Source organism: Enterobacter cloacae complex sp. IR5422, from assembly GCF_049238165.1.
In the GTDB taxonomy this organism is placed as follows: Bacteria; Pseudomonadota; Gammaproteobacteria; order Enterobacterales; family Enterobacteriaceae; genus Enterobacter; species Enterobacter roggenkampii.
Genome location: NZ_JBMKHT010000061.1, coordinates 1 through 23,554, shown reverse-complemented (window position 1 = coordinate 23,554; position 23,554 = coordinate 1). Strand labels below are relative to the sequence as shown.

11 protein-coding genes are annotated in these 23,554 nt (G+C 59.8%); 7 read left to right on the top strand and 4 right to left on the bottom strand.

Going from position 1 to position 23,554, the window contains the following annotated elements:
* On the bottom strand, positions 1-10,790 hold a 10,790-nt coding region (locus ACOTXT_RS20535), incomplete at its 3' end, for an Ig-like domain-containing protein (RefSeq protein ID WP_421625430.1).
* A gap of 121 nt (positions 10,791-10,911) precedes the next feature.
* Positions 10,912-12,249: a TolC family outer membrane protein gene (locus ACOTXT_RS20530; RefSeq protein ID WP_333166201.1), complete on the bottom strand. Its 1,338-nt coding sequence runs from the start codon at positions 12,247-12,249 to the stop codon at positions 10,912-10,914.
* A 738-nt stretch (positions 12,250-12,987) separates the two neighbouring features.
* Between ACOTXT_RS20530 and ACOTXT_RS20525 the strand changes: the two genes are divergently transcribed.
* Both ACOTXT_RS20525 and ACOTXT_RS20520 read left to right on the top strand, forming a co-directional pair.
* Complete coding sequence (locus tag ACOTXT_RS20525; protein WP_039024293.1) at positions 12,988-13,731, top strand: DeoR/GlpR family DNA-binding transcription regulator; 744 nt, start codon at positions 12,988-12,990, stop codon at positions 13,729-13,731.
* Positions 13,732-13,744: 13 nt separating this feature from the next.
* Complete coding sequence (locus tag ACOTXT_RS20520) at positions 13,745-14,812, top strand: oxidoreductase (protein ID WP_025911233.1); 1,068 nt, start codon at positions 13,745-13,747, stop codon at positions 14,810-14,812.
* 89 nt (positions 14,813-14,901) lie between these two features.
* Here ACOTXT_RS20520 and cybB read toward each other — a convergent pair whose 3' ends face one another.
* Positions 14,902-15,432, bottom strand: coding sequence for a cytochrome b561 (gene cybB / locus ACOTXT_RS20515; protein WP_021242559.1), 531 nt, complete (start codon positions 15,430-15,432; stop codon positions 14,902-14,904).
* A gap of 189 nt (positions 15,433-15,621) precedes the next feature.
* On the opposite strand from cybB, the gene gap reads away from it, so the two are divergent.
* Positions 15,622-16,623: a type I glyceraldehyde-3-phosphate dehydrogenase gene (gap, locus tag ACOTXT_RS20510; protein WP_025911237.1), complete on the top strand. Its 1,002-nt coding sequence runs from the start codon at positions 15,622-15,624 to the stop codon at positions 16,621-16,623.
* Positions 16,624-16,672: 49 nt separating this feature from the next.
* Here gap and ACOTXT_RS20505 read toward each other — a convergent pair whose 3' ends face one another.
* Entirely contained in the window at positions 16,673-17,467 is a 795-nt protein-coding gene (locus ACOTXT_RS20505) for a YdcF family protein (RefSeq protein ID WP_055322242.1), read from the bottom strand.
* A 327-nt stretch (positions 17,468-17,794) separates the two neighbouring features.
* Between ACOTXT_RS20505 and ACOTXT_RS20500 the strand changes: the two genes are divergently transcribed.
* The 4 genes from ACOTXT_RS20500 (at position 17,795) to ACOTXT_RS20485 (ending at position 23,406) form a co-directional block, all read left to right on the top strand.
* Complete coding sequence (locus ACOTXT_RS20500; protein WP_046092563.1) at positions 17,795-19,114, top strand: MFS transporter; 1,320 nt, start codon at positions 17,795-17,797, stop codon at positions 19,112-19,114.
* Between the two features lie 158 nt (positions 19,115-19,272).
* Entirely contained in the window at positions 19,273-20,925 is a 1,653-nt protein-coding gene (locus ACOTXT_RS20495) for an MFS transporter (protein ID WP_008502308.1), read from the top strand.
* Between the two features lie 22 nt (positions 20,926-20,947).
* On the top strand, positions 20,948-22,030 hold the full coding sequence (locus ACOTXT_RS20490; RefSeq protein ID WP_023292479.1) for an HlyD family secretion protein: 1,083 nt from the start codon (positions 20,948-20,950) through the stop codon (positions 22,028-22,030).
* Positions 22,027-23,406 (top strand): efflux transporter outer membrane subunit, encoded by a 1,380-nt coding sequence (locus tag ACOTXT_RS20485; RefSeq protein WP_055322243.1) that lies wholly within the window; start codon positions 22,027-22,029, stop codon positions 23,404-23,406. The genes ACOTXT_RS20490 and ACOTXT_RS20485 overlap by 4 nt, the downstream gene beginning before the upstream one ends.
* Positions 23,407-23,554 lie beyond the last annotated feature (148 nt).

Here is a 23,554-nt window from a genome sequence, read left to right as displayed (position 1 = left end):
GCCAGGTTGGCGCTGGTGCCGCTGACGCGCAGATCCTGACCCTTCTCTACCGCGTTCAGCACGTTGTCATCGCTGATGGCGTTGAAGCTGACCGAAGGCAGACCGGTATCGACGGTCACGTTATGCGTGCCGGTGCCGGTATTGCCCGCCGCGTCGGTAACCGATGCCCTGACGGTCACGCTGCCGTCGCTGAGGCCGGAAATCACGCTCGCCGGGACGCCCACGCTCCAGTTACCCGCCGCGTCCAGCACGGTGGTGTACGTCTGACCGCCGATGGTGACGGTCACCTTATCGCCCGCGGCCGCGCCGGTGGCGGTGCCGCTGATGATATGCGCCTGGCTGTGTTCTGCGAGGTTAATGACATCGTCGCCCGCCACGGTGTTGATGGTCACCGCCGGAACGATGACGTCCACCGTCAGGTTGTGATCAACGGACGCCGGGTTACCCGCCTTGTCGCTGACGCTTGCGGTCACGGTCACGCTGCCGTCCGTCAGGGCCGCAACATCGGACGCCGGAACGTTCAGCGTCCAGCTGCCGTCCGCGCTGACGGTGGTGGTGTAGTCTTTGCCGTTCAGCGACACGGTGACCGTCTGGCCCGCTTCGGCGGTGCTGGTACCGGACACGGTCAGTTCGCTCTTCGCTTCAGCGGCATTCAGAATGTCGTCCGTCGCCAGGGTGTTGATCGTGACGGTCGGCGCGGTGGCATCCACGCTGTACTCACGGCCCGCCGAGGCGCTGTTGCCGTTCACGTTGGTGACGCTCACCTGCACGCTGGCATCGCCGTCCTTCAGGCCAGCCAGATCCGCAGACGGTACGGTCCAGGTCCAGTTGCCGCTGTCGTCTACTGTCGCACTATAGATTTTGCCGTTCAGGCTGATGGTCACGGTCTGCCCGGCTTCCACGTTGATGGTCGCACCGGACAGCACCAGATCCGCGCCCTTCTCCGCCGCGTTAATCACGTCGTCGGTCGCAATCGGATTGATGCTGATGGCAACGGTCGCCAGATCTACCGTCACATCGTGGCTGATGGTAATCGGGTTGCCCGCCGCGCTGTCGCCGGTGACGCTGATTTTGACGGTGCCTTCCGGCCACGCGCTCACGTCCGCTGATGGAACAGCCGCGCTCCAGCTGCCGTCCGCCAGCACCGTGGCCGCATAGTCTTTGCCGTTGATGGTGACGGTCAGCGCCGTGCCCGGCGCCAGCCCGTCGCTGGATCCGCTGACGATCAGGTTTTGAGTATGTTCGATGCTGTTGACCACGTTGTCGCCCGCCACGGTATCGACGCGCAGGCCCGGCAGGTTAGCGTCGATAGCGATTTCGCGCTCGCCGGTCCCGGTGTTGCCGTGGCCGTTGGTGACGGTCGCCGTTACGCTCAGGCTGCCGTTACCCAGCGCGGCCAGCACGTCAGACGGCACGTTGACGGACCAGGTCAGATCGCTCTGCACCGTCGCGGTGTAGGTGTTGCCGCCAATGGTCACGGTCACGGTGTTGCCCGCTTCGGCATTCGCCACGGTGCCGCTCAGGGTCTGGCCTGCGGCCACTTCCGCCGCATTAATGACGTTATCGCCCGCCACGGTGTTGATGGTGACCGTTGGCAGCGCGGTGTCCACCAGCAGGTTCGCGGTGTTGCTCACGCTGTTGCCCACGCCGTTGGTGGCGGTCGCATTCAGGGTGTAGTTAGCCTGGCCGAGACCCGCCAGATCCGCTGCCGGAACCGTCAGGCTCCAGGTGCCGTCTGCCGCGGTCGTCGCCGTGTAGTTTTTGCCGTTCAGGGTCACGGTCACCACGGTGCCTTCCGCCAGGTTGGCGCTGGTGCCGCTGACGCGCAGATCCTGACCCTTCTCTACCGCGTTCAGCACGTTGTCATCGCTGATGGCGTTGAAGCTGACCGAAGGCAGACCGGTATCGACGGTCACGTTATGCGTGCCGGTGCCGGTATTGCCCGCCGCGTCGGTAACCGATGCCCTGACGGTCACGCTGCCGTCGCTGAGGCCGGAAATCACGCTCGCCGGGACGCCCACGCTCCAGTTACCCGCCGCGTCCAGCACGGTGGTGTACGTCTGACCGCCGATGGTGACGGTCACCTTATCGCCCGCGGCCGCGCCGGTAGCGGTGCCGCTGATAACGTGTGCCTGGCTGTGTTCAGCCACGTTAATCACATCGTCACCCGCGATGATGTTGATAGTGACCGCAGGAACGGTCACATCCACCGTCAGGTTGTGGTCCACGGAGGCCGGGTTACCCGCCTTGTCGCTGACCGATGCGGTCACGGTGACGCTGCCGTCGGTTAATCCTGCCAGATCGGCCGCCGGAACGTTCAGCGTCCAGCTGCCGTCTGCGCTGACGGTGGTGGTGTAGTCTTTGCCGTTCAGCGATACGGTGACCGTCTGGCCCGCTTCGGCGGTGCTGGTACCGGACACGGTCAGATCGCTCTTCGCTTCGGCGGCGTTCAGAATATCATCCGTCGCCAGGGTGTTAATCGTGACGGTCGGCGCGGTGGCATCCACGCTGTACTCACGTCCCGCCGAGGCGCTGTTGCCGTTCACGTTGGTGACGCTCACCTGCACGCTGGCGTCGCCGTCTTTCAGACCCGCCAGGTCGGCGGCTGGCACCGTGGCCGTCCATTTGCCGTCGGCGCCGACGGTCGCGGTGTAGCTCTTGCCGCCGAAGGTGATGGTAACGGTCTGGTTTTCCTCAACGTTCGAGGTCGCCCCGGAGAGCACCAGATCCGCGCCCTTCTCGGCGGCGTTAATCACGTCGTCTGAAGCAATCGCATCGATGCTGATGGCAACGGTCGCCAGATCTACCGTCACATCGTGGCTGATGGAAACCGGGTTACCGGCGCTGCTCTGGCCTGCAACGGTCACGGTGACCGTACCTGCTGCCAGGGCACCCACATCCGCAGCCGGGATGGCCGCACGCCAGGTGCCGTCGGCCAGCACGGTGGCCGGGTAGGTTTTGCCGTTTACGGTGACGGTCAAGGTGGTACCTGCGGTCAGGCCATCGCTGGATCCGGTCACAATCAGATTCTGCCCGTGCTCGATGCTGTTGATCACGTCGTCGCCCGCCACGGTATCCACGCGCAGGCCCGGCAGGTTAGCGTCGATCGTGATATCGCGCTCAGCGGATCCGCTGTTGCCGACGCCGTTGGTCACGCTGGCGGTCACCGTCAAATCGCCGTTGCCCAGCGCCGTCAGCACAGATTCAGGCACATCGACGGACCAGGTGAGATCGTTCTGCACCGTTGCGGTGTAGCGGTTGCCGCCAATGGTCACGGTCACGGTGTTGCCCGCTTCGGCATTCACCACCTTACCGCTGATGGTCTGGCCGGCAGCCAGCTCGGCGGCGTTAATCACGTCGTCGCCCGCAATGGTGTTGATAATCACGCCCGGCAGAACGGACTCCACGTTTACCGTGTGCGACGCGCGGGTGCTGTTGCCGACGCTGTCCGTGGCTGACGCGGTGACGGTATAAAGTGCCTCGCCCAGCTGACCAACTTCGCTCGCCGGAACGGTGGTGGTCCATTTTCCGTTATCGTCCACCTGCGCACTGTACGCTTTGCCGTTCAGCATCACGGTCACTACCGCGCCTGCCGCCAGGCCGGACGCCGTACCGGAGATCGTCAGATCCTGGGTTTTCTCGGTGCTGTTGATCACATCGTCACCGGAAACGGTGTCAATGGTCAGCCCCGGCGCGGTCAGGTTCACCGCCACACCGTGCGTGGCGCTGTTGCTGTTGCCCGCTTTATCGGTCAGCGCCGCGGTAATAGTGTAATCCCCGGCGGCCAGCGCGGTAACGTCTGCCGCAGGCACGCCCACGCTCCAGTTGCCGGAGGCGTCCAGGGTGGCGGTGTACGATTTGCCGTTGAGGGTGACCGTGACCACGTCGCCCGCTGCCGCGCCCGTCACGGAGCCCGTGACAATCAATGCCTGCGCGTGCTCGGCGCTGTTGATCACGTCGTCGTCGGACACGGTGTGAATGGTCAGCTGCGGGACGGTGGTATCGACCAGCACGTCGCGATCCGCAGAGGCCGGGTTGCCCGCCTTATCGGAGACCGCCGCGCTAATGGTGTAGTTACCGTCGGTAATCGCGCCGACATCCGCGGAAGGCACGGTCACGCTCCAGCTGCCGTTTGCCTGCACGGTGGTGGTGTAGTCCACGCCGTTCAGGGTCACGGTGACGGTCTGGCCCGCTTCGGCGTTGGTTACACCATTAACGACCAGATCCTGCTGCGCCTCGGCCGCATTGATGATGTTGTTGTCGCTGATGATTTCAATAGACACCGTCGGCGCGGTCGTGTCCACGCTGTACTCGCGGCCTGCCGACGCGCTGTTGCCGTTCACGTTGGTCACGCTCACCTGCACGCTGGCGTCGCCGTCCTTCAGGCTGCTGAGGTCGGCAGACGGCACGGTGGCCGTCCAGTTGCCGTCGGCATCCACCGTCGCGGTGTACGACTTGCCGCCGAAGGTGATGGTAACGGTCTGGTTTTCTTCCACGTTGGTGGTGGAGCCGGACAGCACCAGGTCCGCGCCTTTCTCCGCCGCGTTAATCACGTCGTCAGAGGCAATCGGGTTAATGCTGATGGCGACTGTCGCCAGATCCACCTTCACGTCATGGCTGATGGAAACCGGGTTGCCCGCCGCGCTATGACCTTCAACCTTCACGGTAACCGTGCCCGCGCCGAGCGCGCTGACGTCGGCCGCCGGAATGGCCGCCGTCCAGGTGCCGTCCGCCAGTACGGTGGCCGCGTAGGTTTTGCCGTTGACGGTGACGGTCAGCGCCGCGCCCGTTGCCAGACCGTCGCTGGAACCGGTGATAATCAGATTTTGAGCGTGTTCAATGCTATTGATCACATCGTCGCCCGCCACGGTATCGACGCGCAGGCCCGGCAGGTTGGCATCAATGGTGATGTCGCGCTCGCCGGTGCCGGTGTTGCCGTGGCCGTTAGTGACGCTGGCTGACACCGTCAGATCGCCGTTACCGATGGCGGTTAAGACCGAGGACGGCACGTTGACCGACCAGCTCAGATCGTCCTGAACCGTCGCGGTATACGTATTGCCGCCGAGGGTAATAGTGACAGTGTCACCGCTCGCCGCACCGCTCACTTTCCCGCTCAGGGTCTGTCCGGCAGCCACTTCCGCCGCGTTAATCACGTCGTCCGTCGCGACCGGATTGATGGTGACCTGCGGCAGCGCGCTGTCAACCAGCACGCTGTGGCCGGTGCTCGCGCTGTTGCCCGCGGCGTCAGTTACGCTCGCCGTCACGGCGTAGCTCGCTTCGCCCAGCGCCGAGACGTTTGCCGCCGGAACGGTCACGCTCCAGTTCCCGCTCGCGTCGGTGGTGGCCGTATAGTTAATCCCGTTCAGGGTCACCGTAATGGCGGTTCCTTCCGGCTGGTTGCTGGTGCCGGACACCTGCAGATCCTGGCCTTTCTCGGTCGCATTGATCACGTCGTCAGCCGCCAGGGTATTGATGGCGACCACCGGCGCGGTCAGGGAGACGTCAAATTCGTGCGTCGCAGTGGTGCTGTTACCGGCTTTGTCGGTGAGGGTCGCGGAGATCGTCTGGTCGCCGTTGACCAGCGCGCCCACGTCCGCCGCCGGAACGCCCACGCTCCAGCTGCCGGACGCGTCCAGCATGGCGGTGTAATCTTTACCGTTCAGGGTCACGGTAATCACGTCGCCCGCCTGCGCGCCCGTGACCTTACCGGAGACGATCAGCGCCTGGCCGTGCTCGGCAATATTCACGATGTCGTCGCCCGCGACGATGTTGAAGCTAATCTGCGGTACGGTGGTGTCCACCAGCACCGATGAGCCCGCGCTGGCCGGGTTACCTGCTTTATCGGACACGGTCGCCGTGACCGCGACGCCGCCGTCGGTGATGCCCGCGAGATCGGCCGCAGGCACGTCGAGCGTCCAGCTGCCGTCCGCCTGCACCTGCGCGGTGTACTGATTGCCGTTGAAGGTCACCGTGACCGTCTGGCCCGCTTCGGCAGTAGAGGTCCCGCTGAGGGTCAGATCCTGCGCCGCCTCTGCCGCATTCAGCATGTTATCGCCGCTGATGGTGTTGATGGTCACCGTCGGCGCGGTGGTGTCGACGCTGAATGCCTGCGCCGAAGACGCGGCGTTGCCGTTCACGTTGGTGACGCTGACCTGCACGCTGGCGTCGCCGTCTTTCAGGCCGCTCAGATCGGCAGCCGGAACGGTCCAGGTCCAGTCGCCGTTGACATCCACCGTCGTGGTGTACGTTTTTCCTGCGAAGGTAATGATGACGGTCTGGCCCGCTTCAACGTTGGACGTGGTGCCGGACAGCACCAGATCCTGGCCTTTTTCCGCTGCGTTAAGGACGTTGTCGTCGGTCACGCTGCTGATGGTGATGGCAACCGGCGCGAGATCGACGTCCACGACGGTCCCGATAGCCACCGGGTTGCCGGAGGCATCCTGCGCGCTTGCCTTGATATCCAGAGCGCCATCTGCCCACTGGGACACGTCCGCCGCCGGTACCGCCGCCTGCCAGGTGCCGTCCGCCAGCACCGTTGCGGAATACGCTTTTCCGTTGATGGTCACGGTGACGGCGCTGCCCGCCGCCAGATCGGTGCTGGTGCCGGACACAATCAGGTTCTGAGCGTGCTCAATCACGTTGATCACGTCGTCGCCTGCGACCGTATCGATACGCAGCCCCGGAAGCTGGGCGTCGATGGTGAAGTCGAGCGAAGAAGAACCGGTATTGCCGTGCGCGTTGGTGACGCTGGCCGATACGGTGAGATCGCCGTTGCCCAGCGCGGTCAACTGGCTCTGGGTTAACGGCAGGCTCCAGGTGAGATCGTCCTGCACGGTGGCAGTAAAGGTCTGGCCGCCCAGGGTAATCGTGACAGTGTCACCTGGCGCCGCATTTGTCACCTTACCGGTCAGGGTTTGCCCTGCCGCCACTTCCGCCGCGTTAACGATATTGTCGCCCGCCAGCGTGTCGATCGTTACCACCGGCAGCGAGCTGTCCACCAGCACATCGTGCGAAGTTGAAGCGCTGTTGCCGACGCTGTCGGTGACGTTCGCCGTCACGGTGTAATTCGCTTCGCCCAGCGCCGAGACGTGTGCCGCCGGAACGGTTACGCTCCAGTTTCCGCTGGCGTCAGCGGTAGCCGTGTAGTGAATGCCGTTCAGGGTCACCGTAATGGTCGTGCCTTCCGGCTGGTTGCTGGTGCCGGAAATCTGCAGATCTTCGCCTTTCTCTGCCGCGTTGATCACGTCGTCCACCGCCAGCGTGTTGATTCCGATGACAGGCGTCACGGTATTCACCACCACATCCAGTGAACTGCTTCCGGTATTGCCGGATCGGTCGGTCACGGAGACGTCGATGGTCCAGGTGCCGTCCGTCAGCCCCTGCACGACAGACGCCGGCAGGCCAAGGCTCCAGTTCCCCGCCGCATCCACCACGGTGGTGTAATCGACGCTGTTAATAGTGATAGTCACCCGATCGCCCGCTGCCGCCCCGGTGACGGAGCCGCTCAGGATCTGCGCCTGTGCATGGGCGAGCTGGTTAACGGTATTGGTGTCGGTGACGAAGTGGTTGATGGTCACCTGCGGCACGGTGGCGTCCACCAGCCCAACGCGGTCGGCGCTGCTGCTGTTGCCCGCCACGTCGCTTACGGTGGCCGTCACGGTCACGATGCCATCGTTGAGGGCACCGACGTCAGCCGCCGGTACGATCAGCTGCCAGGTTCCGTCCGTCTGGACCGTAGTCTGATACGTTTTACCGTTCAGCGTCACGGTGACCGTCTGGCCAGCTTCCGCACTGCTGGTGCCGCTCAAGGCTAAATCCTGCTGCGCCTCAGCCGCGTTGATGATGTTGTCGGCGGTTAGATTATCGAGCGTAATCGCCGGCGGCAGCGTATCCACCGTGACCACGCGCGACGCGTCGGCACTGTTGCCGTTGACGTTCGTGACGCTGACGCTCACCTGCGCGCGCCCGTCGATCAGGGTTTCCATGGCGCTGGCAGGCACGGTCAGGCTCCAGGAGCCGTCCTGCTGCACCTGGGCGGTAAAGGTCTGGTCGGCGAATTTCACCACCACGGTCTGCCCCGCCTCCACGCCCTGCGTCTGGCCGGAAAGGGTTAAATCGGCGCCTTTTTCTGCCGCATTCAGCAGGTCGTCGCCGGAGACGGTATCAATGGTGACCGCCACGGCGTTGAGATCGAGTTCAATCGGGTGTTCAGCCGCAACGGTATTGCCCCAGGCATCTTTTGCGCTGACGCTAACCGTCACCTCTCCCGCGGTCCAGGCCTGCAGGTCCGCAGCAGGAACGCCAATGCTCCAGCCGCCGCTGGCGGTAACCACGGCGTTATATTCGACGTTGTTAATGGTGACGACGATCGGCGTGCCCGCGGCCAGGTGGGTGCTGGCGCCGGTGACGGTCAGATCCTGCTGCTGTTCGATGGCGTTGACCACGTCATCGCCGGAAATGGTGTTCACGCGCAGGCCCGGCAGCTGTGCGTTGATGTTGATATCGCGCTCGCCGGTACCGGTATTGCCGTGCGAATTGGTCACTGACGCGGTGAAGGTTAAATCGCCGTCGCCGAACGCCTTAAGATCCGCTGACGGGATTTTCACGCTCCAGGTCAGATCGCTGCCCACCGTGGCGGTGTAGCTCTTGCCGCCCACGGTGACAGAAACGGTATCGCCCGCCGCCGCGCCGGTAACGCGACCGCTGAGGGTTTGATCGACACCCGCTTCGGCGTTATTGACCAGGTTGTCGCCCGCAAAGGTGTTGATGTCCACCTGCGGCAGCACGGTATCCACCAGCAGCGTCGCCCCGGCAGAGCCGCTGTTACCCACGCTGTCAGTGCCGCTGACGCTGACGGTGTAGAGGGTGTTCGCCAGATTCAGCACGTCGGAAACCGGCACCTGGACCGCCCAGATGCCGTTTTCAACGGTGGCCTGATAGCTGACGTTGTTCAGCGTCACGGTAATGGCGCTGCCGTCAGGCAGGTTGCTGGTACCGGTCAGGCTCAGCGGCTGCATCGCCTCCTGGGCATTCAGCACGTTGTCCTGGCTAATGGCGTCAATCGTAAATTCTGGCGGGTTGCCGCTCAGCGTAATGCCGTGCGTGGCGCTGCCGGTGTTGCCCGCCGCGTCGGTCACGGATACTGAAATCGTGTGGTTGCCTTCACCCAGCGCGCCCAGCACGGATGCCGGAACGCCCACGCTCCAGCTGCCGTCCGCCAGCACTGCGCCGGTGAAGGAATGGTCGCCAACGGTCACGGTGACCACATCGCCCGCAGCGGCTCCGCTCGTCTGCCCGGAAATAATCTGCGCCTGACCCTGTTCGCTGGTGTTCAGTATGTCGTCGCCCGCCACGGTATCGATGGTGACCACCGGCGCGGTGGTATCCACCGTGAAATCTGCGGTGACAGACGAACCGTTGCCCGCTTTGTCGCTGACGTTCACCGTCAGGGTGTGATTACCCTCGTTGAGCGCCTGCACGTCGTCCGCAGCAAGCGTGACGGACCAGGTACCGTCGCTGCCCACCGTGGCGTTGTAGTTTTTACCGTTCAGCGTGACCGTGACGATTTGACCGGCTTCCGCAGTCGTTTTGCCGGTCAGCGTCAGCGGCTGGCTGTGCTCGGCGGCATTAATGATGTTGTCCTGCGCGAGGGTATCGACAGAGAGGGTTGGCGCGACGCTATCCACGCCGATTGTCTGGCTGCCGCTCACGGTGTTACCCGCCGCGTCTTTGCCGCTGACGTTGACCGTCCAGGTGCCATCGCCCAACGCCTGCGCGTCGGCCGCGGGCACGTTAACACTCCACGTCCCGTCCGCCCCCACTTCCGTCGTATAGGTTTTACCGTTCAGCGTCACGGTGAGTGCGGTACCTTGCGCCAGATTCTTGCTGGCACCGGAGAGCGTAAAGCCCGCGGATTGCTCGCTGGCGTTAAGCACGTTGTCGCCCGCCGTGGTAGCCAGCGTAATGGCAGCCTCGGCGGTCGAGACCGTTACGGTAATGTTGCCCGCATCGGTGGTTTTACTGCCGTCGATCTGCACCACCGACCAGGTGTGTTCCCCGTCCGTCTGGGTCGGTAATTTTACCGTCCAGGTGCCCTCTTTACCGACCATGGCGCTGGCGATGGTGCTGCCGCTGCTGTCTTTGATCTGGATGGTCGCGCCCGGCTGGCCGGTGCCGCTAAAGGTTGGCGTGTTGTCGTCCGTGATCGCGTTTGCTGTCAGCACGCCCTGCTTGTCGCCCGTTTTATCCGACAGCAGGAAGGTTGGCGTGGCGCTTTCCACCTCTTTCGTATTATCAATAACTTTTGTTTTAGTCTCGCCGTCGCCGCCGTTTGCCAGCAGCGCCCCGATGGCACCGCCGCCTAATGCAGCTCCCGCAATCCAGCCCCACGGGGCGTCGCTTAAGACGCTTCCCTGCTCGAGGAAAGGTTGAATGCTGCTAATCGGTGTGGCCTGCGCGGTTAGCTCGGTCACCGCAACGCCTGACGCTTCCCCGGTATCGGCAAAAGAAATATGCGTCAGTTCCTGACGATCGTTGAACACCAGCTCTGACTGGTTGTGCGTCTCAGGATCTTCAACAAAATAGTTATTGCAGCGAATCACGCTGCCATCTTTCATATAAATGAGGAGGTCTTTACCCTGGCGGACATATCGCACCACATCCTGAGCAGAACCCTGGATTTCAATCACGCTCGGGGAGGAAATAGAGACCGACAAATTTCCTTCGCCGGTTAATTTCGTTTTCTCCGCCGTTTTGCGAATGATGACATCAACAACCTTTATGTTACTCATATTTCTCTCCTTGCAGGTGTGCGGATTCCTGTGGATATGTCCACCAGACGGATGTAGCTATCCCTGGGAAAAAACACCCATTATTTTCAGACTTATTTTGCGCGACAATACGCGTCTTTTTTTAACTCAAATCGGGTAGTTTTGCGGCAGCGTTTTTCTCTATTCCAATAAGCGGCATTAAATTATCCAACGCGGAAGCATAATTAATTGCTGAACTCCAGCCATCATACTCAGCGATTATTTTCGCCGAGGTGGCCTGCCAGACATCCTGCTCAACGCTGAGCAGATCGTTAATGCTCCGCTTGCTCAGGGTGTACTCATTTTTATAAACATCACGGGCGCGCAGCGCATTTTCCAGCTGCTGTTTCCCGGCCTCCATTCTTCCCCGCGCGCCGGTCCAGTCCGCCTGCGCGACGGAGGCTTTTTGCAGGACGTCGAAACGCGCCTGATCGACCTGAGAGGAGGCCATCGCCCGCGCGCCTTCAGCCTGCCGCACGCGTGCAGAGACCGCGCCGCCCTGATAAAGCGGTGCGTCAATGTTGAGTTGGATCTGGTCGTCCCAGTACGAACGGTTGTCAGACTCGTAACGGGTACGTCCGCCCTTCAGGCTGAGGGTCGGCCAGTGCTGGGACTTCGCCGTCTCCACGCCATACTGGGCAGAGCGCTCCATGTTTTGCGCGGCCATGACCGCCGGTATCAGCGAATAATCAATGCGGTTGAGCGAATCAGGTTCAACCGCGAGGTTTGCGGGTACAGGCGAATAGTTTTCTGCCTGCATGCCGGTTAATACCGCAAGCCTTGCGCGGGCGCTGTTTAAGGCGGCCTGATACTGCGCGACCGTTGCCTGCATACCGGCAATACGCGTGCGGGTCTGGAGCTCATCGGAGGTCGAGCTCACGCCCGCGTCGGCGCGCAGCTTTGCCAGCTGCTCAACATTTTTCAGCGCCTGAACGTTCTCCTTTGCTGCCTGCAGCAGATCGGCATAGCGTTTGACCTCGACATAGCTCAGCGCCGTTTTTTCCGCTACGTCAGAGAGCGTGCTCATCAGCTGGTAGCGATAGCTATCGCGCTGGGCGGAAGACTGGCTGATGCTGTTATTGGTCTTGCCAAAATCATAGATCAGCTGCGTCAGGCTCAGTCCCCAGGCGGCTGAATTCTTCAGCGACCCGCTGGAATCGGTAGTCTGGCTATGGCCCGTGCTCCCGTTCAGCGATATTTGCGGCATCCAGCCGCTGCGCGCTTCATCTATTTGTGCCTGACCAATACCGAGCTGCGCGGCCTGCTGACTAATAGACGGATCGCGATCGATAGCAAAAAGAATACTTTCTTTTAAGGTGGTCCTGGCAACCGGGGCAATACCCACCTGATTACTATTGGCGTACGCCGTATTTATGGCTAATGAAATGAATGCCAGCGCTGCTGTAAATCGGCGTAACATTGGCTTTCGTAATATCGTCATTTTATCTCCCTGACTCTGAGTGACACTGAAGCAATTACCCAAAAAGAGGTATAGATAATTAGACAAATATCTTTTTTAGCATCCTTGCCGAATTTTAGGTAAAACTCCCCATACCCATTTCCCCCTGGAGATGAGATCTGCCTGCGTCTTATTTAATTAAGAATTTACTTATTTCCTAAAGTGGTTAGCAGCATAACAAAATGTGTTATAGGCCACTACACCCACAATGTTAATGTGGTGTTACAATTAAGAAAAAAGATGGGGTTTCTGGACAAAAGTCTTAAAATGACCTTTCAGATGAAACATATAAACCGTCTGTTATTTAAGGAAAATTCTTAATTTGCTCCCTGCACATTTTTGCGTTAATTTCCGCGCGGGTCAGACACAAAGATTTTCAAAGAAGTGTCAATTTAAGTAGCCAAACAGGATGAATTGGGATTTATCGCTATTAAAAAACTAATTAAAGTAATTAATATCTATAAATATCTATTTTGTCGAAACTTAACTCCAGACAATGGTGTTGCGCTGGTTACATCATCCAAACAGTTAAATAAAACATAACAATAACATTATGATTAACATTCAAAACGGCTTGCTTATACCTGTTTAATAAAATTTTAATAATCACGCATCTGAATCATCACCTCACTCCCCGACATCAAAACCACGTTGCCCTTCTCTCTGCGTTAAAATGCTGTATTATGCAAACTATTGCGATATTTTGCAGGAATGTAACCGATGCACAAAACTGCACGACAGCGCCACGTTCTGGATATCCTGAGCGAGCAAGGCCAGGCCAGCATCACCGAACTGGCAGAAAAGCTGCAGGTTTCAGCCGATACCATCCGTCGGGATCTGACCGACCTGGAGAACCAGGGCCTGGCGCAGAAGAACCACGGCGGAGCCATCGCGCTGAATCTCTCCGCCATGAACCGTCAGGGCCGCAATACGCTGCTGCCGGAAACCAAACAGCGCCTCGGAAAACAGGTCGCCCTGCAGGTCCCTGCGGGTTCTACCCTGTTTCTGGATGCGGGCAGCACGGTGATGGCTGTCGCCTCCTTTCTTCGCGGGCCGCTCACCGTCATAACCACGTCGCTGGATATCGCCCAGCATTTTAGCGACCGGGAAGACGTTGAACTGATCCTGCTCGGGGGGAAATGGGACCAGCAGCAGCGCCTGTTTGCCGGAAGCGCCACGTTGTCGTTGCTGTCCCGTTATCGGGCAGATATCGCCATCCTCGGGGCGTGCGCCATTCATGCCGAACTCGGTTTGAGCGCCGGTAAAGAAGCGGATGCCGAGGTTAAGCGCGCGATGCTTGACGCAAGCCATGCGCACTGGATTGTTGCCGACCACCTGAAGGTCAACCGCTGCGAGCCGTATCTGGTTTCCGGGTTATCCAACATTCAACAACTCTTTTTAGATCGTCCCTGGCCTGAGCTTGGGGACCCTGGCGCATTGCAGGTCACGGTGTGCGCGAATTAACGTGGAGAAGTTCATGAGTACAGTTCGAACAATTAACATTGCGCTGATCGGGTATGGATTTGTGGGCAAAACCTTCCATGCCCCGTTAATCCAGTCTGTGGACGGGCTTAAGCTGGCCGTGGTCTCTTCTCGTGATGAAGAGAAGGTTAAACGCGATCTGCCGGACGTAGAGGTGGTCGCCACCCCTGAAGAGGCTATTCAGCATCCGGATGTTGACCTGGTGGTGATTGCCTCCCCCAACGCCACGCACGCCCCGCTGGCGACGCTGGCTCTGAACGCCGGCAAGCATGTCGTGGTGGATAAGCCTTTCACCCTCGACATGCAGGAAGCCCGCGACCTGATTGCGCTGGCGGAGGAAAAGCAGCGTCTGCTCTCCGTCTTCCACAACCGCCGCTGGGACAGCGATTTCCTCGGCATTAAGCAGGTTATTGAGCAGGGCACGCTCGGCAAGGTCAAACACCTGGAGTCGCATATTGACCGCTTCCGCCCGGAAGTGCGCGTGCGCTGGCGCGAGCAGAACGTCCCCGGAAGTGGCTTATGGTTTGACCTGGGTCCTCACCTTATCGACCAGACGCTGCAGCTCTTTGGCCTGCCGCAGTCGGTTCAGGGGAATATCGCGACGCTGCGCGACGGTGCAGAAATTAACGACTGGGCGCACGTGGTCTTAAACTACCCGGAGCATAAGGTGATTCTGCACGCCAGCATGCTGGTGGCGGGCGGTACGGCGCGCTTTGCCGTCCACGGGGACAAGGGCAGCGTGGTGAAGGCCAGAATCGATCAGCAGGAAGCACAGCTGCTCTCCGGGGTGATCCCTGGCAGTGAGGCCTGGGGCGAAGACAGCGACAGCATGGTGTTCTTTGGCGCGGACGGCGCATCGCAGACGATCCCTACCCCGAAAGGCGATCAGCGTCAGTACTACATCAACGTGCGTGATGCGCTACGCGGGGAAATCGCCAATCCTGTCCACCCTGTTGAGGCATTGGCGGTGATGGCCGTGCTGGAAGCGGCGGTGACGTCGTCGGAAACGGGGTCAACCCAGGCGCTGGCATTAACAGTTGAAGAGCGTGCTTTGCTGGGTTAAAAACAAGCCGGGTGGCGCTGCGCTTACCCGGCCTACGATTCAGAGCCGTTTGTAGGCCCGTGCAAGCGAAGCGCCGCCGGGCGAGAAGACTACGAACGCTTTTTCGGCATCATGCGCAGAAGGGTATTATCTTTCCAGAAATAGTGATGCATCAGCGCCGCCGCGGCGTGCAGGCCAATCACAAAATAGCCCAGATTTGCCAGCGTCTCGTGCCACTCTTTCAGCATATCTACCAGGTCAAAATTGGACTCCGCCGCATGCGGCATCGCCAGGCCAAAAGCAAACCAGTCGCTGCCCCGGTTATACATCATCACAATGCCAATCAGCGGCAGCGCAATAAACAGCAGATACACCACCAGATGCCCCAGATGAGACATCCCCGTCACCATCGCTTTTGGCTTCGGTTGAATCGGTGGTGCACGGAATTTCAGGCGAACCAGCAGACGCGTCACCATCAGCACCAGGATACTGATCCCGCATGAGACGTGGATCATGTTGATCGTCGGGCGCGCGGTGCGCGGGAAGAAACCTCTGAACTCCATGGCGCAGTAGGCGACGATGATTAACAGAAACACCAGCCAATGGATGCCAATTTGCAGGCTTGTATATTTAGTGCGCATGTGATTTCTCGATTAAAAACAGTTACCGCGCCAACATAATCTCCTTTCCTTAAAAATTCATTAACTTTTCTGTATGGTTTTTCAAATACATCCTCCCGCATGAAGCATCTTCAATTGCCGCCCTGCCCGTGATGGTCTAAGCCTGGATGAGTTCAAACTGTCACATCGACACGTTTACAGGAGAACACCATGAGTAAAATTGGCATTAACGGATTTGGACGCATCGGACGTCTTGTTCTGCGCCGCCTTCTTGAAACCCAGGACAGTAATACCGTCGTCGCCATCAACGACCTCACCTCTCCCAAAGTGCTGGCCTACCTGCTCAGGCACGACTCCAACTACGGTGGCTTCCCGTGGAGCGTGGATTTCACTGAGGATGCGCTGATCGTTGACGGTAAAACCATCGCGGTGTATGCCGAAAAAGAGGCAAAGCACATTCCGTGGAAAACCGCGGGCGTGGATATCGTTGTGGAGTGCACCGGCTTTTATACGTCTGAAGAGAAATCACGGGCGCACCTGGACGCGGGCGCGAAGAAGGTGCTGATCTCTGCGCCCGCGGGGGACATGAAAACCATCGTCTACAGCGTGAACGACGAGACCATTGACGCCAGTGATACCATTATTTCCGTCGCCTCCTGCACCACCAACTGCCTCGCCCCGCTGGCAAAAGCCCTGAACGACGCGTTTGAAATTAAGGTGGGCACCATGACCACCATTCATGCCTATACTGGTACCCAGGCGCTGGTGGATGGCCCGCGCGGGAAAGATCTTCGCGCCTCCCGGGCGGCGGCAGAGAATATCATTCCGCACACCACCGGCGCCGCAAAGGCCATCGGTCTGGTGATCCCTGCGCTCAGCGGCAAACTGAAAGGCCACGCCCAGCGTGTGCCGGTTAAAACGGGCTCCGTTACCGAGCTGGTGGCCATTCTGGGCAAGAAAGTGACCGTTGAGGAGATCAACGCCGCGCTGAAAAAGGCCACTCAGGGCAATAAATCCTTCGGGTATACCGATGAAGAGATTGTGTCGTCAGATGTGATTGGCTCGCATTATGGTTCGGTGTTTGACGCCACGCAGACGGAGGTGTCAGAAGCGGGAGACCTTCAGCTGGTGAAAGCCGTTGCCTGGTATGACAACGAGTATGGGTTTGTGACGCAGCTGGTGCGGACGCTGGATAAGTTTGCGGCGCTGTGATTTTTCCCCCTCACCCTCTCCCCAATGGGGCGAGGGGATTGTTCCGTGCCTAAATTATTTTACGTGCGCCCTTCAGGACAGGATCCTGCTGTAGCTGTTTCCACGCGGCCATGACGGCCTCGGGGAATTCAACGTGAGCAATATAATCCCGCCCGGCTGGGCCATAGCCATTAGCGTCGTCATACAGGCGCGGCAGCTCCCCCATAACCAGTGAAAGGTAACGGTCAACGGGCCACAGGCCGGTGTTGCCCTCGCTGAATTCCACGCCTTCGTAACCGTTTTGCAGCGTCGGCGTAAAGCCGGGATGGCTGACCCACTGTGGCGAAACGGGCTCATCACGACACACGCGGTCAAACGTCGCCATCGTGCGGCGCTGCATCGTCGGATCCTGCACCACCAGCACCCGCCCGGTCGTTCGATGATGCTGTTTCAGCATGTTCCAGCTAAAGCGCGCGTTTTCACCGCAGTTGGTGGAGCGATCCTCAACCCACAGACGCGCCTCGGGGATCTGCCAGAACGCCCGCGCAATGTCGGCAAGAATGCTCGCTTCGGCCCGCCCGGTGACCGGTACGGTGTGGTAACGCGGATGATTGCCAATGGCGGTATATAAAAAGGGGGTCGAATGGCCGATGCCGCCGCTGATCAGAAGCGGTACATCTCTCTGGGCGGCAATACGGCAGGCCGCGTCAATGGTTGGGATCACCGCGTTTCCGGCCAGAATCACCGCATCGACTTCCGGGCTCGGACGGGTCGCGCTCAGGTCGTCCTGCGCCAGCCATTCACCGACAGTATTGAAGGCCGCCAGCGTGGCATCCGCCAGAACGGGAAAATGGGGCTGAACCATGGTGAACTCCTCACGTTGTTGAAGCGCCGAATTTATCATTTTTCTGAAATAACCAGAAACATCCAAAAATCATCGGGTTGCACCTGCCTATTATGCTTTTGATTTCCAGCTCTACAAAACATTGTATTGTGCAGGCGTCATGAAAAAGCACCCAACGCTGCTTATTTCGCCGTGATCTGACCAGTTTTATCCCCCCTGCGCTTGCCAAAGACAACATCCAACCCTAAGTTGCTTAACAATTTCACAACCTTTTTTATCATCACAGGTTGCACCTGAAGCGCGCCAGGTGACACCTCTCTCATCATCAACGTGGCGGGGTTTCAGGTCATGACAGAACATGAAAGTACGACGACGGTATTACGTAAAAATAAAAAGGTGTTAATCGCCAGCCTTACCGGGAGCGCCATTGAATGGTTTGACTATTTTCTCTACGGTACGGCGGCCGCGCTGGTCTTCAATAAGATCTTTTTCCCGATGGTCGATCCGGTGATCGGACTCATCCTCTCTTATCTCTCTTTCTCATTAACCTTCTTTATTCGCCCCATTGGTGGGGTACTTTTCGCCCACATCGGCGACCGCATCGGACGTAAAAAAACCCTCGTGCTGACCCTCTCTTTGATGGGAGGTGCAACCGTTATGATTGGCCTGCTGCCCACGTATGAGATGATTGGCCTCTGGGCGCCTGCGCTGCTGATCCTGATGCGCATCATTCAGGGGATGGGCATCGGCGGTGAATGGGGCGGCGCGCTGCTGCTGGCCTATGAATACGCGCCAGAAAAACGTAAAGGCTTCTTCGGCAGTATTCCGCAGGCGGGCGTCACCATCGGCATGCTGATGGCAACCTTTATCGTGTCGCTGATGACCCTGTTCAGCGAGGCGGATTTTCTCTCCTGGGGCTGGCGCATCCCGTTCCTGCTGAGCTCGGTGCTGGTGTTGCTCGGCCTGTGGATCCGCAAAGATATTGATGAAACGCCCGATTTTCAGCGAGTCAAAGCGTCCGGCCAGGTAGCGAAGGCTCCCCTGCGCGATACGCTGAAACATCACTGGCGTGAAGTGTTGATTGCCGCCGGTTTGAAGGTGGTTGAAACCGCGCCGTTCTATATTTTCTCGACCTTCGTGGTGAGCTATGCCACCAGCACGCTGACGTATCAGAAATCGCAGGCGCTGGAAGCCGTGACGCTGGGAGCCCTGGTGGCGACCATTATGATCCCGCTAATGGGGCTGCTCTCCGATAAGGTAGGCCGTCAGCGCATGTACGCAATCAGCGTCTTCGTGCTGGGCCTGTTTATCGTACCGTGGTTTATGCTGCTCAACACCGGCACCACATGGGGTATCGTGCTCGCGACGGTCATCGCCTTTGGCGTGTTGTGGGCCCCTGTCACGGCGGTACTCGGCACGCTGTGCTCTGAAATCTTTAGCGCAAACGTGCGCTACACCGGCATTACGCTCGGCTATCAGCTGGGTGCCGCGCTGGCTGGCGGTACCGCGCCGCTGATTGCCACCGGCCTGCTGGCAAAATACGACGGCGACTGGGTGCCGGTGGCCTGGTATCTTGCCGTCACGGTGACCATTTCTTTAATCGCGATTTTCTGCGCCAGCCGCGTTAAGCGCGCCACTCTCATCCAGGCGCAGCCCGAACGTCTCTGACCCTTCCCGGCCCGTCCTGCGGGCCGCTCTTTTTCCTTAAATTTCCCTTCACCATTTGATTAACATGCGTAAATCATATTCACTTGAATTATCATTTGCGGGAGTCGTAGAATCGCTAGCCCGCTAATTATTCAATCATTTCTAAGGTAAACGACGTTATGCGCCTGCCCGAACGCGACCCTTATGCTCCTCGCGAGTGGCAGCCACATGAGAAACCCGCCCTGCTGGGTTCGCCCTCCACGCCCGAACACAGTACGCCAAAACGCATTGCCTATGGCGTCGTGGGCCTGCTGGTCTGCCTGACGGGCGCGCTGGGGAATGCGGTGGTGACCGCCAACCTGCAAAATTTGCAGGGGACCTTCGGCGCCTGGTCAACCGAAATCGCCTGGCTGCCCGCGGTTTATGTGATGACCAACATCTCCATCAACCTGCTGCTGGTTAAATTCCGCCAGCAGTACGGCCTGCGCGCCTTTACGGAAGGTTTTCTGGTGCTGTACGTGCTGGTCACCTTTTTCCACCTGTTCGTTAACGATCTCAGCTCGGCGCTGATGGTGCGCGCCGCGCACGGCATGGTGGCCGCCGCGCTTAGCTCGCTGGGGATTTACTATCAGATCCAGGCCTGGCCTGCGAAGCACCGCCTGAAGGCGCTGACCATCGGCATCACCGGATCGTCACTCGCCATCCCGCTGGCCCGCCTGTTTTCAACCGAGCTGCTGCAGCTGGACGAGTGGCGCGGGCTCTATTTCTTCGAGCTGGGACTGGCGCTGATCTCCCTGGCCTGCGTCATCGCCTTAAAATTACCGCCGGGCGACCGGCGCAAGGTCTTTGAGAAGAAGGATTTTATCACCTTCTTTTTACTGGCCCCCGGGATGGCCCTGCTCTGTGCCGTCCTCTCTCTGGGCCGCCTTGACTGGTGGTTCGAAGCGCCTTGGATCGGCTGGTCGCTGGCGCTATCGCTGGTGCTGATTGTCGCAGCCATCGTCTTTGAACATAACCGCAGCAACCCGCTGCTGAACACCCGCTGGCTGTCGAGTGGCAGCATCGTCCGCCTGGGGCTGATTATGCTGCTGATCCGTATCGTGCTGGCCGAGCAGAACACCGGCGTCATCGGCTGGCTGCAGTACGTGGGCTTACAGAACGAGCAGATGACGCACCTTGCGTGGTCCATTTTCGCCGGGATCGTCTGCGGGATTGTCACCAGCTGTCTCACCATCAAGCCGACGAAACTGGCGTGGCCAATCATCACGTCTCTGGCGCTGATGATTGTTGCCTCGCTGCTGGACAGCCAGTCCAACAACCTGACCCGTCCGGATCAGCTGATGGTAAGTCAGTTCCTGCTGGGCTTCGGCAGCGCCTTCTTCCTGGCGCCCGCTATGCTGGCCGCCATTGGCGGGGTGATCGCCGACCCGCGTAACCTGGTCAGCTTCTCGGTGATGTTTGGCATGAGCCAGAACCTCGGTGGCCTGCTGGGCTCCGCGATCCTCGGCACCTTCCAGACCTGGCGCGAGAAATACCACTCCAGCCTGCTGGCGGACCAGCTCACCACGCTCAACCCGCTGGTCAACGAGCGAATTCAGCTTTATACCCAGATGTACAAAAGCCTGATTGGCGACAGCGCGCTGCTGGGAACCCAGGCGATAACGCAGCTGCAAACGGTCACCGCGCTGGAGGCGAATATTCTGGCTTATAACGATACTTATCTGCTGACGGCGAGCATCGCTGCCGCCACGCTGGTCTGGATTTTATGGCGCTTGCTGCGCCTGCGCATCACTGCCCGTCTGGCGCTGAAGAACGCCACCGGCAACAAATAATTGAAAGAGTTCTGGAGAGTTTATGAGTCAGCAGGATGCCGCCAAAGAGCAGGCCAACACCCGCAAAAATGTGCGCATTGTTTCCGTTTTCACCGCCGCCGCCATCGGTATTGTCGGCGTGCTGGTGATCCTTTATGCGTGGCAACTGCCGCCGTTCACCCGTCACGCGCAGTTTACCGATAACGCCTACGTGCGCGGCCAGACGACGTTTATCAGCCCGCAGGTGAACGGCTATATCACCGAGGTAAAGGTTCAGGACTTTGTGCAGGTGAAAAAAGGCGACCTGCTGCTGCAGATCGATGACCGTATCTATCGTCAGCGGGTGCATCAGGCAGAGGCGCAGCTGGCGATGAAAATTGCCGCCCTGAATAACAACCTGCAGCAGCGTAAAAGCGCCGAAGCAACAATCGCCAAAAATGACGCCGCGCTGAAAAATGCCCGCGCCCAGAGCCTGAAAAGCCAGGCGGATTTAAAACGGGTGAAAGAGCTGACGGCGGACGGCTCGCTTTCCATTCGCGAGCGCGACGCCGCGCTGGCCAGTGCCGCTCAGGGTAGCGCCGACATCGACCAGGCGAAAGCCGCCCTTGAGATGTCGCGTCAGGATCTGCAGACGGTGATTGTCAATCGCGGTGCGCTGGAAGCGGATGTTGAAAACGCCAAAGCGGCGCTGGAGCTGGCGCAGATTGACCTGCAAAACACCCGCATTGTGGCGCCGCGTGACGGCCAGCTCGGCCAGATCGCCGTGCGTCTCGGGGCCTACGTGACCGCCGGAACCCATCTCACCACCCTGGTGCCGCCGCAGCACTGGGTCATCGCCAACATTAAAGAGACCCAGCTCGCGGAGCTGCGCGTCGGCCAGCCGGTGAAGTTCACCGTCGATGCCCTGAACAACAAAGCGTATCAGGGCCGCGTGGAGAGCATCTCCCCGGCGACCGGCGTGGAGTTCAGCGCCATCACGCCGGATAACGCCACCGGGAACTTTGTCAAAATTGCCCAGCGTATTCCGGTGCGTATTGAGGTGCTCGGTAAGCCAGAGGACGCCGCGCTGCTGCGTCCGGGTATGTCGGTACAGGTGACCATTGATACGCGGGAGGCGAAGCAATGATCCTTCGCCCGATAGCCGCGCTGGTGGCGGCGGTCATGCTGGCCGGATGCCAGTCCGTTGACGTCAAACCGGCGCAGCCGACGCTGCACATCCCCACCCAGTGGCGCACCGTCTCCGGCCCTGCCAGCCCGGCGGAGCAGCTCTGGTGGCGTAATTTCCATGACAACCACCTGAACCGCTATGTGGATCAGGCGCTACAGCATAACAGCGACGTGCTGATCGCCCGCGAACGGATAAACGAGTATCAGGCGCGGGTCTATGCGGCCGACGGCAGCCTGTTTCCCTCCCTCGACGCGGGCTTAACCGGGACGCGCGCCCGTTCACAATCCGCGGCGACCGGGCTGCCGGTTTACGGCACATTGTACAAAGGGAGCCTGACGGCAAGCTATGACGTGGATATCTGGGGCGTCAACCGCAGCACCTCGCGCGCTGCCGAAGCCTCGCTGGCGGCGCAAAAAGCCGCCGCCGCGGCCGCGGATTTGACCGTCGCCTCGTCTGTGGCATCCGGGTATGTCACCCTGCTCTCGCTTGACGAGCAGCTGCGGGTGACCCAGTCCACGCTGAAATCGCGCGAAGAGGCGTTTAACCTTGCGAAGCGTCAGTTTGAGACGGGCTACAGCTCGCGCCTGGAGCTGATGCAGTCGGATTCCGAACTTCGCTCAACGCGGGCGCAGGTGCCCGTGCTGCAGCACCAGATTGCACAGCAGGAGAATGCCCTCAGCCTGCTGCTGGGAAGCAACCCGGGCGACGTGGCGCGCAGTGAAAGCTTTGCAGCACTGACGCCGCTAACGCTGCCGTCGCAGCTGCCTTCTACGCTGCTGAACCGCAGGCCGGATATCGTCCAGGCCGAACGCCAGCTGGTGGCGACGGATGCCTCGCTCGCGGCGTCGCGCGCCAGCCTGCTGCCGTCGATCAACCTGACCGCGACAGGATCGGTTCAGGATCGCACCCTTTCCGGCCTGCTGGACAACCCGCTTCAGCTCTGGAGCGTCGGAGGCAGTATTCTCGCCCCGCTGCTGAACCGCCAGGCGCTGAATGCGCAGGTGGATATTTCTCAGTCCCAGCGTAACCAGGCGCTGTACGCTTATGAAAAAACCGTGCGTAACGCGTTTGCCGAAGTGAACAACAGCCTTGATGCGATTACGCGCTATCAGGAACAGCTGACGGAGCTGCTTGCCCAGCAGGATGTGGCCCAGGAGACGCTGCGCATTGCGCAGAATCGCTATCGCAACGGTTATTCCTCCTATCTTGACGTGCTGGACGCGCAGCGCACGCTGTTCTCGGTCCAGACCAGCGTCGTGCAGGTGAAAAATAACCTGCTGCTGGCGCAGATTGATTTGTATAAAGCGCTGGGCGGCGGCTGGGTCAGTGCCTGAAAACCTGCCCGGTGGCGCTTCTGTATGACCGGATACATAGGTGACAGATCAGACCGGGAACATAGGTAACACTTTTAGTCTATCCGCACCACACTCTGGGTTTTTCGGTCGTAGTACGCAAGCGTTATTCCGTTGAAGATGATGGCCT